This window comes from Mycetocola sp. 2940, from assembly GCF_040548835.1.
Taxonomy (GTDB): Bacteria; Actinomycetota; Actinomycetes; order Actinomycetales; family Microbacteriaceae; genus Mycetocola_A.
In genome coordinates this window covers 160,689-173,490 of record NZ_JBEPSK010000003.1, presented here as the reverse complement: position 1 = coordinate 173,490, position 12,802 = coordinate 160,689, and the positions used below count along the sequence as shown (strand labels likewise).

General features: G+C 65.3%; 14 protein-coding genes. 8 read left to right on the top strand and 6 right to left on the bottom strand.

The window, feature by feature from the left end; translation table 11 throughout:
- Positions 1 to 17: 17 nt before the first annotated feature.
- From ABIE24_RS05630 to ABIE24_RS05620, 3 genes are all read right to left on the bottom strand, one after another.
- Positions 18 to 416, bottom strand: a complete 399-nt coding sequence (locus ABIE24_RS05630; protein ID WP_354498112.1) for an iron chaperone — start codon at positions 414 to 416, stop codon at positions 18 to 20.
- Between the two features lie 215 nt (positions 417 to 631).
- Positions 632 to 2,992 (bottom strand): glycoside hydrolase family 3 protein, encoded by a 2,361-nt coding sequence (locus ABIE24_RS05625; RefSeq protein WP_354497620.1) that lies wholly within the window; start codon positions 2,990 to 2,992, stop codon positions 632 to 634.
- Between the two features lie 116 nt (positions 2,993 to 3,108).
- Positions 3,109 to 3,474: an adenine nucleotide alpha-hydrolase family protein gene (locus ABIE24_RS05620; RefSeq protein WP_354497619.1), complete on the bottom strand. Its 366-nt coding sequence runs from the start codon at positions 3,472 to 3,474 to the stop codon at positions 3,109 to 3,111.
- 131 nt (positions 3,475 to 3,605) lie between these two features.
- On the opposite strand from ABIE24_RS05620, the gene ABIE24_RS05615 reads away from it, so the two are divergent.
- The 4 genes from ABIE24_RS05615 (at position 3,606) to ABIE24_RS05600 (ending at position 7,962) form a co-directional block, all read left to right on the top strand.
- A complete protein-coding gene (locus tag ABIE24_RS05615) occupies positions 3,606 to 4,691 on the top strand; it encodes a LacI family DNA-binding transcriptional regulator (protein ID WP_354497617.1) in 1,086 nt (361 codons plus the stop codon).
- A gap of 202 nt (positions 4,692 to 4,893) precedes the next feature.
- Positions 4,894 to 5,925 carry a TRAP transporter substrate-binding protein gene (locus tag ABIE24_RS05610; RefSeq protein ID WP_354497615.1) on the top strand — a complete coding sequence of 344 codons (1,032 nt, stop codon included), beginning with the start codon at positions 4,894 to 4,896 and terminating at the stop codon, positions 5,923 to 5,925.
- 110 nt (positions 5,926 to 6,035) lie between these two features.
- Positions 6,036 to 6,644: a TRAP transporter small permease gene (locus ABIE24_RS05605; protein ID WP_354497613.1), complete on the top strand. Its 609-nt coding sequence runs from the start codon at positions 6,036 to 6,038 to the stop codon at positions 6,642 to 6,644.
- A gap of 7 nt (positions 6,645 to 6,651) precedes the next feature.
- Positions 6,652 to 7,962: a TRAP transporter large permease gene (locus tag ABIE24_RS05600; RefSeq protein WP_354497611.1), complete on the top strand. Its 1,311-nt coding sequence runs from the start codon at positions 6,652 to 6,654 to the stop codon at positions 7,960 to 7,962.
- A gap of 119 nt (positions 7,963 to 8,081) precedes the next feature.
- Here ABIE24_RS05600 and ABIE24_RS05595 read toward each other — a convergent pair whose 3' ends face one another.
- Both ABIE24_RS05595 and ABIE24_RS05590 read right to left on the bottom strand, forming a co-directional pair.
- Positions 8,082 to 8,720, bottom strand: a complete 639-nt coding sequence (locus ABIE24_RS05595) for a hypothetical protein (protein ID WP_354497609.1) — start codon at positions 8,718 to 8,720, stop codon at positions 8,082 to 8,084.
- A gap of 117 nt (positions 8,721 to 8,837) precedes the next feature.
- Positions 8,838 to 9,215 carry an ArsR/SmtB family transcription factor gene (locus ABIE24_RS05590; RefSeq protein WP_354497607.1) on the bottom strand — a complete coding sequence of 126 codons (378 nt, stop codon included), beginning with the start codon at positions 9,213 to 9,215 and terminating at the stop codon, positions 8,838 to 8,840.
- Between the two features lie 91 nt (positions 9,216 to 9,306).
- On the opposite strand from ABIE24_RS05590, the gene ABIE24_RS05585 reads away from it, so the two are divergent.
- From ABIE24_RS05585 to ABIE24_RS05570, 4 genes are all read left to right on the top strand, one after another.
- The gene (locus ABIE24_RS05585; protein WP_354497605.1) at positions 9,307 to 10,632 is read left to right on the top strand and encodes an FAD-dependent oxidoreductase; all 1,326 of its coding nucleotides are present in this window, start codon (positions 9,307 to 9,309) and stop codon (positions 10,630 to 10,632) included.
- 133 nt (positions 10,633 to 10,765) lie between these two features.
- Positions 10,766 to 11,272 (top strand): universal stress protein, encoded by a 507-nt coding sequence (locus ABIE24_RS05580; protein ID WP_354497604.1) that lies wholly within the window; start codon positions 10,766 to 10,768, stop codon positions 11,270 to 11,272.
- A complete protein-coding gene (locus tag ABIE24_RS05575; RefSeq protein ID WP_354497602.1) occupies positions 11,269 to 11,718 on the top strand; it encodes a fluoride efflux transporter FluC in 450 nt (149 codons plus the stop codon). The genes ABIE24_RS05580 and ABIE24_RS05575 overlap by 4 nt, the downstream gene beginning before the upstream one ends.
- Positions 11,715 to 12,089 (top strand): fluoride efflux transporter FluC, encoded by a 375-nt coding sequence (locus ABIE24_RS05570; RefSeq protein ID WP_354497600.1) that lies wholly within the window; start codon positions 11,715 to 11,717, stop codon positions 12,087 to 12,089. The genes ABIE24_RS05575 and ABIE24_RS05570 overlap by 4 nt, the downstream gene beginning before the upstream one ends.
- An 80-nt stretch (positions 12,090 to 12,169) precedes the next feature.
- Here ABIE24_RS05570 and ABIE24_RS05565 read toward each other — a convergent pair whose 3' ends face one another.
- Complete coding sequence (locus ABIE24_RS05565) at positions 12,170 to 12,778, bottom strand: DUF2238 domain-containing protein (RefSeq protein WP_354498111.1); 609 nt, start codon at positions 12,776 to 12,778, stop codon at positions 12,170 to 12,172.
- Positions 12,779 to 12,802 lie beyond the last annotated feature (24 nt).

The window sequence follows — 12,802 nt, the reverse complement described above, 5'->3', positions numbered from 1 at the left end:
AGCCCACAGCCCTTCCGTCAGCCCACAGCCCTTCTGACCAGAGCGGCAATCTTCTCCTCGTCCTCGGGGGTCAGTTTCGTCAGCGCGAACGAGGTCGCCCACATGGTGCCGTCGTCGAGTTGTGCGGGGTCGTTGAATCCCAGCGTCGAGTACCGCGCGCTGAACTTGTCCGCCGGCTGAAAGAAACAGACAACCTCGCCATCCCTGGCATATGCCGGCATCCCGTACCAGGTCTTCGGCAGGAGGCTGGGTGCGGCTTCCGTGATCACGGCGTGCACGCGCTCAGCGATGGCGCGGTCTCCATCCGACATCTCGGCGATCTTCGCGAGCAGGTCCGCCTCCCCTTTCTCGCGGGCCTTGGCGTCGCGCTCGTCACGGCGTGCCTCGGCTTTCAGCTCCTTCGCGCGTTCCTTCATGGCCTCGCGTTCTTCGGCCGAAAATCCGTCGTAGCTCTTCCCACTCGTGTCGTTCACGGGCGGTCTCCTTTCGCAGCAGTCCGATGGCACGACTCTAATCCCGGATGTCTCTGGGTGCTTCTTCAAAAATGCTCGACTGCGTTCGGCTGGGTGGCACAGGACTGGCCCGATACGCCGGGGCGTATCGGGCCAGTCCGCAATCACCGTCTACGGTTCTACTTGTTGGGGTGACGTGTGTTCTTCTTTTTGTCGACCTCATAGTTGAGTCCGTGCCCGAACTCGAACAGCGCGCCGTCGTCGGTCTCCTTGTATCCCGGCAGATCACTGAACTGCTGCTCAACGGCCGCGCGGGTTCCCGCCAGGGCGAACGGCATCCGACCCTGCGGGTTGACCTTCCCGGAGAGGACGTCCATGAGTGCGGTGTCGCTCATCCCGAAACCGGCGACGATCGCTCCGGCATCGCGCAGGCCGCTCGCTTCGTCCAGCACGAATGGCTGGCGGAAGTACACGTGCAACACGACTTTGCTTGGGTCGTCGACCTCAGCCATGACCTGCTGAATGGTGTCGAGCGACGGGGTGACCTGCCACGATTCCGACGTTGACATTCCGGTGAAGTCGAGAAGGTTCGTCTCCCACGGAAGTGAGCCACCGAATCGCAGTCCGTTGTCGGTGCACGCCGGCGTGCCGTGCGTGATGCACGCATCGGTGGCACCGAAGCGGCTCTCGCCGTCCAGGCCATCGAATCCGTCCGCGACGATCGGGTTCACCGGGGCGGTCTCGGCGGCCTTACGGCTGTCGTACGTGCTCGTGTTCTTGTTCGTCGCCGTCATCGAAATCACGACGTAGTCGCTGCCTGCGGCGCTCGGGCGAGCCCCACTGGCATCCGTGCTCTGACCGTCGATGACGGTGTAGCCGTACTCTTCCGCGACATCCGGCTGGATGTCTCCGAGGAGGTACACGCTCGATCCCTCCGCGAGAGGGAGCGTTGCTGTGCCGGTGGCGTTCTTCTTGTTCTGCAGGAGCACCGCAGACTTCTGCTGAATCTCCAGGGCAGTTTCGTTGTGTTCCGCGGTTCCCACGGTCGAATCGGCAGCGGCTTCGTCGACATACGGGTCTTCGAAGAGTCCCAGGTGGAACATCGGCTCGAGGAGCCGCTCGGCAGCCTGGGTGACCCGGGTCTCGGCCACGAGACCGGCATCGACGAGGTCGAGGATGGTGTCGACGTCGCTGAAGCCCGACAGCGTTTCGGTTCCCCCGTTGATCGCGGCCGCCACACGCTCGGGAATCGTCGCATCCTCGAGGCCCCACGCCCGGTCGTTGATGATGCCGGTGTCGGAGTTCACGTAACCCTTGAACCCGAGTTCATCCCGAAGCAGACCGTTGACGATCTGGTCAGAGAATGCCATGCCGACTTCGTCGTAGGTGACGCCGTTGTGAGTGACATCCATCGGAACGCCGTAGTACGGCATGATCGACGAAACGCCGGCTTCGATCGCTGCCTCGAACGGCTTCAGCGCGTATTCGAAACCGCCGCCCGGGTAGACCTGGGTCTTCCCGAAGGAGTAGTGAGGGTCAAACCCGAGCTCCTGCGGTCCACCACCGGGGAAGTGCTTCATGGTGAGGGCGACTTGCGACTCAGGAGAGAGCGAAAGACCATCGGCATCGACGGGGCCTTGCAGGGTCTGCACGAGGCTTCGCATGATGTTCGAGTTGAGGTCGGCGTCTTCGGTGAACGTCTCGTGTGCCCGGTACCACCGCGGTTCCGTGGAGAGGTCCGCCATGTACCCGTACATTCCGCGCAGGCCGATGGATGCCCATTCGTCACCCATGACTTCGGCGAAGTCCTCAACGATCGACATGTCACCGGTCGTCGGGGTCCCGCCGGTGTAGCCGACTTCTTCGCCAAGCGCCGCAGCGGCAAGCCCTGCTTCTTTCGGGAACGCCGTGAAGGCCCCGGCCGCCTCATTGATGCCCGCGCGTGCGTTCGGGTCGATGTGGTTGCGCGCATTCGATTTGAAGAGAACCGGGATGCCGAGACGCGAGGCTTCTGCCATCTCCTGAACCGAATTGGTGAAATTCGCCGCTTCGCCCGGAGTGACACTGGTGCTCGCGGCGAAGCCGCCGGCTGCCGGGTCGCCGCACACAGCCTTGTCCTCGCTCGTGACGACGTTCCGGATGATCAGGCGCCGCATGTTCTGCGTGTCGATGAAGTTCGTCGCAGCTGCTGGCACGGTGCCTCGTGTGCCGGTTGCCGTGTCACAGGCCGCATTGAGCGTGTCGATGAGCATCAGGCCGGCCTTCTCGGCCAGCGTCATCTTGCCGACCAGGTCGTCAACGCGTTCCGCGACGGGACGCCGCCAGTCCTCATAGGCGTCGAGTTCACCATTGGCGTTGAGGTCCTTGAAGGTCTTGCCCTTGATTTTGAGAAGCGCCTTGCTGACCGCTTCGACCCCGGGGGCCGGAGCCGCCGTCGCCGGGCTGGCGTCCGTGGTGGCCACGGCGACGCTTCCGGCGAGAAGCGTGAGGACGAGTGGAACCGCTATTCGCGATACCCGTTTGCGGGCAGGTCTGTGCATAGCCATAGTCGAATCTCCATCGATTGAGTGGCGCGCGCCTGTCGGTCCGATACCGATCGGGCGCTACAGGATCGCCACGCTTAGAACCTGATGGTGGCGAGCCATTCGGAGATTGCCTAGCTCTTGCCACCAGTTGTCGCGGTTGTCGCGCGCGCTGGGCATCCGGAGGGTCCCGGGAGTCGTGTCCCCGTCATGTCGAGTGCGACGGCAGAGAATCCCGCGGACTGCACAAGGCTGACCACCTCGCCGCGAAGAGGCTCCACGCTCACGACCGGGATGTCTGCGGCGTCCACGATCACCCGGGCAAGCTCGCCGAAGTGATGCACCCGAGCGTTCGCGATTCCCAGTCGACGGAGCGCCGTCTCAGCCATTTCGACCTGGGAGCCTGCCACAGTGCCGAGCGCGACAGACGAGTCGGCGTCGCGAAGAGGAGCCCCGCCCTCCGGAAGGTCAACCCTTACTGGAACGATCTCGTCTGTCATGTGGTGGGTTCCCCGTTGTGAGGCAGCCGAAGGCTGCAAGAAGTTGCCACTGTATAGGACGACCTCGTCCATCATCTCCCGAACCGCGACAACCGGTTGCCAGAATCTCTCAATCAACGTAGAGTCTGAGGGTGTCTGAAGCTCCGGACGGCGACGTTGCCCGTCACTCCCGTCCGACGATTTACGACGTCGCAGCGGCATGCGGCGTCGCCGCCTCGACCGTTTCGCGGACGTTCTCCCGGCCAGGTCGCGTCAACGCTGAGACCGCCGATCGCATCCGCCGGGTCGCGGCCGAACTGGGTTATCGGACGACTCCCGTGCCCCAGGCGCTCTCGCCCGCGCGGAGTTCGCTGATCGCCCTCCTGGTATCGGATGTCACGAATCCGTTCTTCTTCGAGATCATCCGGGGGGCCGAAGAGACGGCATCGGCGGCCGGCTACACCCTTCTCATCGCCGACGTCAACGAGTCCGCGGATGCTGAGCGCACGGCACTGGATCGCACCCTGCCCCTCGTCGACGGAATCATCCTGGCCACGTCCCGCATGTCGGACTCCTCGATCCGCGTCGCCGCCAAGCAGCGCCCCACAGTCGTCCTCAACCGATCGACGAGCGATATCCCCAGCGTGGTCACCGACAACGCGCGAGGGATGCGGCGAGCGGTCGAGCACCTGGCTGACCTGGGGCACAGTGCGATCACCTATGTCTCGGGTCCGAAGGATTCCTGGGCCGACGGCATCCGCTGGCAGGCATTCCGTGAAGCGACGTATGAGCTCTCCCTGAAAGGCAGGCGCGTGGGGCCGTACGCTCCGACCCAGGCGGGAGGGCTCACCGCGGCACACGAGTTGGCCACAGGCGCCGCATCTGCCCTGATCGTGTACAACGACCTCATGGCCATCGGACTCATGCGGGGGTTCGCGCGGCAGGGAATCGCCGTGCCCGGCGAGGTATCGGTCATCGGCTTCGACAACATCTTCGGCTCGGACTTCTGCAGCCCCCCGCTCACAACAGTGTCGGCTTCATTGCACAGCCTCGGTGCCTATGCGGTGCAAACCTTGCTGGTCGAGCTTCGTAAGCCGGCTTCCTCTCGTTTCCTCCCACCGAAACCACTGAAAGTCGCACTCCTCCCGTCGCAATTGATCATCCGTGAATCGACGGGGCTGCTGACGGGTCGTTTCACCGGGAACGGGGTTGCCGCCGAACCGGCGCTACTTCGCTGACGCTTCCGCGACAAGTGATGGCAACTGGTTGCCACGGGCACGGCGAACTGAATAAATGAGTACCGACGGTGGCGCTTTCGCCACCGTAACCACGTCTACACAGCACGGCAAAGGCGCCCGCCCCACTGTCACCGCACCCGAGCAATCTTCGGCTGCAGTCTCCGGGAGAGCGTCTGCCACCCACGCACCCAAGGAGACACCCATGCGGATCACATCGCGGTATTTCGTAGCCCCCACGGTCGGCTTGCTCGCCCTCTCGCTCGTCGCTTGCAGCAGCCCGGCAGTCGGCGAAAGCACGGAGGACGGCCCCGTCGAGACGACGACCCTGCGTCTCGCCCTGAACCAGACCGAAGAGCACCCGTCGTTCATCGCCCTCGACGCCTTCGGCGAGCGGCTCCTCGAGGCCACCGACGGACGCTGGGACATCGAAGTGTTCCCGAACGAGACACTCGGAGCCCAGGCGGAGACCCTCCAGTTGGTCGGCGACGGAGTCGTCGACATGGCGATCGTCTCCGGCGCTCAGCTCGAGAACCTCTCGAAGGACTTCATCGCGTTCAACCTCCCCACCGTGTTCGACTCGGTGGAGCACCAGATCTCGGTGGTGAACGACCCGGAAATCACGGGCGACCTCTACTCCTCACTCGCCGACAGCAACAACGTTTCGGTCGTCGGCGGATTCACGCAGGGCGCGCGCAGCGTTTACACGAAGAACGCACCGGTCGAGAGCCCCAAGGACCTCGCCGGCCAGAAGATCCGCGTCCAGGAGAGCGAACTCTTCCTGTCGCTCGTCGAGTCGCTCGGCGCATCCCCGACCCCGATGGCATTCGGTGAGGTCTACACGGCACTCCAGTCCGGCGTCATCGACGGTGCCGAGAACAACGAAGTGTCGTACTTCACGCAGAAGCACCACGAAGTCGCGCCGTTCTTCTCGTACACCGAGCACCTCATCGGACTCGACTACCTGATCATCAACAGCGCCAAGCTCGACGGCCTGACGGACGAGGACCGGTCGGCATTCGACGAGGCCTGGGCGGCAACGTACGAGCAGCACACCGAGCTGTGGACCGAAGCCACCGACAAGGCGATCGTCGACGCTGAAGCAGCCGGCGCCACGTTCACCGAGGTCGACTCCGACGCGTTCATCGAAGCCCTCGAGCCGATCGTCGAGCAGTTCCTGACGGAGCCCAGCCAGCAGAAGCTGTACGACGCCGCACGGGACGCAAGCGAAAAGTAGCCGCATTCGCACGCGTGGTCGGGAGGGAGCACTCGCTCCGTCCCGACCACGCTCACGTGAGCGCACAACCGGATTTACGCGGGCACCAGCCGGCAGCCGAAGGGAACACAATGGACACGAACCAGGACGCCGAGGCGAATCCTCGCGAAGAAACCGGGCAGGACGGAGCAGCCGCTGAGCCGGAGCGTATTTACAAGACATTCACGGCACTCGAGCTGATTCGCACTGTCACCGACCGGGTCCTGGGGCTTCTGTGCATCGTGCTCTTTGTCGTGCTGGTCATCGTCGTCACCTGGCAGGTCATCTCCCGGACCGTGCTGAACGATCCGGCTCCCTGGACCGAAGAAGCCTCGAGATTCACCTTCGTCGTTCTCGCGCTTCTCGGCGCCGCTCTGGTCTTCTCGGAGCGCGGCCACATCGCCGTCGAGCTCCTCGTGTCGAAATTCCCGAGAACCGCGCAGCTGGCGGTGGCCGTGGCTGTCGAGCTGATCGTGATCTTCTTCGCGCTGCTCGTGTTCGTCGTCGGCGGGTACCGCGTGGCCGAGAACGCATGGGATCAGCAGATCTCGACGCTTCCGGTCACTGTCGGGCAGGTCTACATGGTGCTCCCGCTCGTCGGCATCCTCATCATCTTCTACTCGATCTATCACCTCATCGCGGTCCTTCTCAACGGAGAGCGTCCCGTGCCGTCCGTTGAAGAGACAGCGGAAGTGATCTAAGGCGCTCATGGATACTCTGACAATCACCACAATCGTTCTTATCGGCGGCATCGCCGTCGGCATCGCACTGGGTCTCCCGGTGGCTGTTGCCATGGGGCTGCCGTCGGCGCTCGCCATCGTCATCCTGCTGGGCTGGGAGGGCGCCGCGCTGACCTCCGCGCAGCGTGTGTTCTCGGGCAGTAACTCGTTCGCCCTTCTCGCCATCCCCTTCTTCATCCTGGCGGGCGGCCTCATGACCAACGGCGGCATCGCCTCGCGCCTGATCGACCTCGCCCAGGTCCTCGCCGGACGGCTGCCGGCATCACTGGCCCAGACGACCGTCGTCGCCAACACCATGTTCGGGGCGGTCAGCGGTGCGTCGGTAGCGTCCGCCGCTGCCGTCGGAACCGTGCTGTCACCCCCGATGAAGAAGAACGGCTACGACCCGGCCTTCTCCGCCGCGGTGAACGCTGCCGCGTCACCGGCCGGAATGCTGATTCCGCCGAGCAACACGTTCATCGTCTACTCGCTCGTCTCCGGCACGTCCATCGCGGCGTTGTTCATGGCCGGCATCGGCCCGGGCCTGCTCTGGGCCGCGGTGTGCTTCGTCATGGTGGCGTTCTATGCCCGCAAGCATCCCGAACTGCGAAGCACCTACCGGCCCACCCTCCGGCAGGCCCTGGTCGTCTTCCTTCGCGCGCTGCCGGCCCTGGCCCTCATCCTCGTGGTGATCGGCGGCATCCTCGTCGGCCTGTTCACGGCGACGGAGTCGGCTGTCATCGCCGTTCTCTACGCGTTCGTTCTCGGTCTCGTCCAGCGGACGCTGCCGATCCGCGAACTGCCGAAGGTCCTCCTCGATGCCGCCAAGACGACGTCGATCGTAATGCTCCTGATCGGTGTCTCCGGCATCCTCGCCTGGGTGCTGTCGTACTCCCGCATTCCCGAGACGATCAGCAAGAGCCTCCTCGGGTTCACCGACAACCCCGCGATCATTCTCGCCATCATCATGGTCGTCCTGCTGCTCGCGGGCACCATCATGGACCCGACGCCGGCGATCCTGATCTTCACGCCGATCTTCCTGCCGGTCGTGGTCTCGGTCGGCGTCGATCCGATTCACTTCGGCGCGATGATGGTCTTCAACATGTGCCTCGGCAACATCTCCCCGCCGATCGGCAACAACCTGTTCGTCGCGGCGCGCGTCGGGAACGTGAAGATCGAGCCTGTCATCGGCCGACTGATGCCGTTCTTCTGGGCGCTGTGCATCGCCCTGCTGATCGTCACCTACGTGCCGGAACTCTCCACCTGGATCCCGACCCAGCTCGGATTCATCTCGAAGTAGCGGATGCCGCGGGCGCCGGACGGCGGGTCGGCGGCGTCACTGCACGGCCGATTGACTCAGTCCGGACGGGAACACGCGGTACGCCGGTTGTTTCCGACCGGAACGAGTGAATTCGGGTTTCAGTAGACGAAGCGGAGGGCGAGGGCGCAACCGATGGTCTGTCCCTCGATTTCGGTGTAGTCCAACAACTCGCCCGTGGTGACTTCTTCACGCACGTCGAAGAGCTCAGCAGCACGCCGGGCCACGAGCGCCGTGTCGACGTCGCCGGTGATATCCACGGCGTTGATGGTGAGGTTGACGCCGTATTCGTTGGTGGCCTTCTGGCTGATCCTGGCGATCACCGACTGGACCTCGCGGTCCAAGCGCACCTTCTGGGACGCATCGGTGCCGCGGGCAAGGACGAGGACCTGGGCGGGCTGCGCCAGCAGCGGCAGCAGGCTGCGAAGGATGCCGAAGAGCAACTGGGCCAGCTCCTTGCGCGCCGACCGGGTGGCGAGGCTCGCGGCGTCGATCGTCAGAACGACCCCGGTGGCCTTGTTCTCGTGGAGCGAGGCCGCACACGCGGAAATCTCGTGGGCCCGGACCGCATCGACGCCATGGTGGGCAAGTTCGCCGACGATGGCCTCGAAGGTGGAGTCAGCGTCACCCAGAACCAGTACGCGATTCGGGGCACTGCCGTAGCCCGTCCCCGAGGACGAACGAGAAGAAGCATCCGAGCGCCCGACGCTCTCTGTGTCGGGCCATTCCGGCTCGACCAATGCCAGGAGCGTTGACGCTTCGCTCGAAGACCTGACTTTTCCGAACACGAGGGTCGAGCTTACACACCCCCTATGGGAATGCAAGCAGGACCGATCCCGGATGCCACGGGCGTCGGCTCAGAGTCCGCTGATCAGTTGTGACACGGATGACAGGGCGTTCGGGGTCAGGCTGTAATACGCCCACGTTCCCCGCTTCTCGCGCTCGAGGTACCCCGCATCGACGAGGACCTTGAGGTGATGCGAAACGGTCGGCTGGCTCAGTCCGAGCGGTTCGGTGAGGTCGCACACGCAGGCTTCGGAATCTTCGTGCGAGGCGACGAGGGAGAGCAGCCGCAGGCGAGCCGGGTCCGCCAACGCCTTGAGCGACCTCGCGAGTCTGTCGGCGCCGACGGAATCCATGGGTTGGCGCGTGATCGGCGTGCAGCAGGTGGCGAGGTCCGTGATCGGCAGGGACTCGGTTGGTGCCATGTCCGTGACCTCCCCATAGATTGACATTCATCGATGTCTTGATCAGACTATACATCGACAATCATCAATGTACCATGGAGGGCAGGAACCCGATGTCCGAACCCGAGCGGGTGGAACGATGACCATCGCCGAACCGCCTTCCCTCACCGTCCCCGCGTCGCGCACGCTCGACGGGCTGCCCGTCGTGGTCATCGGCGCCGGCCCCGTCGGCCTCGCCGCCGCCGCGCAACTGATCGAACGCGGGGTCGAGACGCTCGTTCTCGAAGCGGGCGCGACGGCGGGGGCATCCGTTCTCGCCTGGGGGCACACGAGGCTGTTCTCCCCGTGGGAGTACCTCGTGGATGAGGCCGCCGGGAAGCTTCTCGACAAATCCGGCTGGCATGCGCCCGCGGCGAAGGAGCTTCCGTACGGCCGGGACCTGGTCGAAGACTACCTGCTGCCGCTGGCGGCGACGCCTGAGCTTGCACCGCGCATCCGCTACAACAGCACCGTCACCGACGTGAGCCGCCAGGGGATGGATCGCACCCGCTCGACCGGGCGCAGCTCGACTCCGTTTCTCCTGCGGATCCGTCGCGGAAACACCGTCGTCGAACAGCTCGCCCGGGCGGTTGTCGATGCCTCCGGGACCTGGGGAACACCCAACCCCCTCACCGCGAGCGGACTGGCTCCGACGGACGTCGATGGCATCAGGAGCAACATCAGCTCCGCTCTCCCCGACGTACTCGGCGTTGACCGCGCCCGGTTCGCCGGCAAGGACACCCTGGTCGTCGGCGCCGGCCACTCGGCTGCCAACACGCTCCTGAAACTCGCCGCACTGGCGCGGGAAGAAGCCGGAACGGGCGTTCGTTGGGCGATCCGCGGTACGAGCCCGGTGCGCGTCTTCGGCTCGGAGAACGATGAGCTCGAAGCTCGGGGGCGGCTCGGCACGTCGGTCCACGACCTGGTGCGGCAGGGCCGGATCACCCTCGTCGACGAGTTCGAGATCGACGACGTCCGTCCTGCCCGCGATGGCCGTGTGCTCGTCGCCGGGCGGCGCCGGGGCGAGCCGACCACCCTCGAGATCGACCAGGTCGTCTGCGCCACCGGGTTCCGGCCGAACCTCGACATGCTGCGCGAGATCCGGTTGTCGCTCGACGAGATCGTCGAGGCGCCCCGGGCACTTGCCCCGCTCATCGACCCGAACCTGCACAGTTGTGGAACGGTATACCCGCACGGCGTGGTCGAGCTGGCACACCCGGAGCCGAACTTCTATCTGGCCGGCATGAAGAGTTACGGCCGAGCCCCTACCTTTCTCCTCCTCACCGGATATGAGCAGGTGCGCTCGATAGCGGATGAGCTCGCCGGCAACCACGGTGCGGCTCGCGAGGTGAAGCTTGTCCTCCCGGAAACGGGAGTGTGCTCGACCGCTGGCGTCGACGAGTCCGGCTCGGCCTGCTGCACCTGAGGTCAGGGCCCGCGGTCTGCTTCCGCCGTGCAGTGATTTCTGGAACACTTCTCTCATCGCAGGTTTCTGCTGTCTGGGTGGGCCCGTCCGGTTCCCGTCTCGGGTGCCGGATGGTTCAGAGAGGGGATGATCGATGCCCGATCCGGATGTGATTCTCGTCGGAGTCGTGTCACGCCAGCCGCCACACGTGCTCGAGAAGGCCGCGGAGTTCGCGTCGAAATTCAACGCCATGCTGGTCTGCGCCCGGGTCGATCCGAGCCGGTATGTCGTGGAACGGTTCGCGGATGGACGGTTCACGTCGATGCCGGTCGACCCGGAGGTCTCTGACCTGCGGGTGGAGATGTTCGACGCGTCTTTGCGGGACCGGATCGCCGGGATTCTCGAGCCCACCGGCATCCGCTGGAGTGTGCAGCCCCTCGTCGGCGACCCCAGCCACGAACTGGCGGCGCTTGCCGACCGGGTCGATGCGCTCATGATCGTTGTGGGCACCCGGGCGCCGGGATTCCGCGGCACTCTGCTGGAATTCTTCACCGGCTCGGTTGCCGCGCAGTTGGCACACCGGCAGCATCGCCCCCTCATCGTCGTTCCGAACCCGGGTACCCGAACCAACGCGCCCCCGCCCTGGGAGAACCGGGAGTGAGCGACGGCTCACCCACGTTCCGTTCCGCCGATCGGCCGGCCCATCTTCGGCCGGCCCTCATCGGCCTGGTTCTGCTCGGTGGGACCCTCGGCACAGCTGCGCGCGAGGCCCTCACCCTGGCTGTGCCGTCGCTCGGGTCCTTCCCGCTCGCGATCTTCGTCATCAACGTCGCGGGCTCTTTCACGCTCGGACTTCTGCTCGAGGGTCTGGTCGCCGGATCGGCCCCGGACCGCGCCAGGAACCTGCGGCTGTTCGCCGGCACCGGGTTCCTCGGAGGGTTCACCACCTACAGCGCACTCGCCACCGGCACCGAAGCGCTGCTGAGCGTCGGCGACGCAGGCACAGCCATCGTGTTCTCGGTGGGCACGCTCCTGCTCGGACTCGCCGCCGCAGGGGTGGGCGTCGCCGTGGCTGGGGCCATCCGCCGCTCGGCGGCGGGCGCGTGACCCCGCTGCTGTTCGTCGCGCTCGCGCTGGCCGGGGGAATCGGCGCCGCTGTGCGGTTCGTTCTCGACGGACTCCTCCGCACCACCGCGACCGGCTACCCGCTCGCCACGTTCGTCATCAACGTCTCGGGGTCGTTCCTTCTCGGGCTGGTGACCGGGCTGACCCTCGCCGCTGTGCTGCCCGAGTCCGTCCTCCTTGTCGTCGGATCGGGATTCCTCGGCGGATACACGACGTTCAGCACGGCAAGCATCGAGTCGGTGCGGTTGATTCAGAGCCGCCGCTGGGGCATCGCCCTTCTCAGCAGCGTCGGCATGCTCGTGATGGCCGTTCTCGCCAGCGCCTTCGGGCTCCTGCTCGGCAGCTTTGCCTAGCTCGGGGTATTTCCGGCTTCGGCGAGCGAGGCCCCGTTTGCCAGTGCGGAGATTTCGTCGATCCTCGCCTGAAGCGGCGTTCAGATGGAGGCGCTTGCGGGCGGTCGCGCCGGAATGAACCGGCTCTCCGCCGTGAGGTAGTGGCCGGCGAGGCCGGCCAGCAGTGATCCGAGTGCACCGGCAGCGATGTCGCCGATCGTGTCGTTGTACCCCACGAAGATGGTTTCATCGACGATCGTGTGGCCCACCCATTCCGACAACTCCCAGACCGCGCCGGAGGCGAGCCCGAAGGCCGTGATCAGTGTGAACACGGTGCGGAAAGACGCCCGCCCGTCGCCGGGGTCGGGGATCACGTCACACCTCATGGCGAGGATGTAGAGCACGGCGGCGAACAGACCGTTCAGGGCGAAATGAACGAGGATGTCCCAAAACGCGATCGCCTCATAGAGGTTGAGCAGTCCGCTCCATGTTGCGACGAGCACGGTGATGCCGAACGCTATGTCGAGCGCCGGGCGGGTACCGAGAAAGCGCGGTATCACCAGGCCCAGGAGGCCGAGGGCGAGCACGGCGACGTCGAGCGGAGACCAGCCGATGAGCGCGACGACGATGCTGAGCAGGCCGAGCACCCGCACGCCGTCTGCCGCCACCTCGGCGGGCCCACGGGGCAGCCGCCGAAACGTCTCGATCATTGCCACAGCACAAGTGTCACCTCG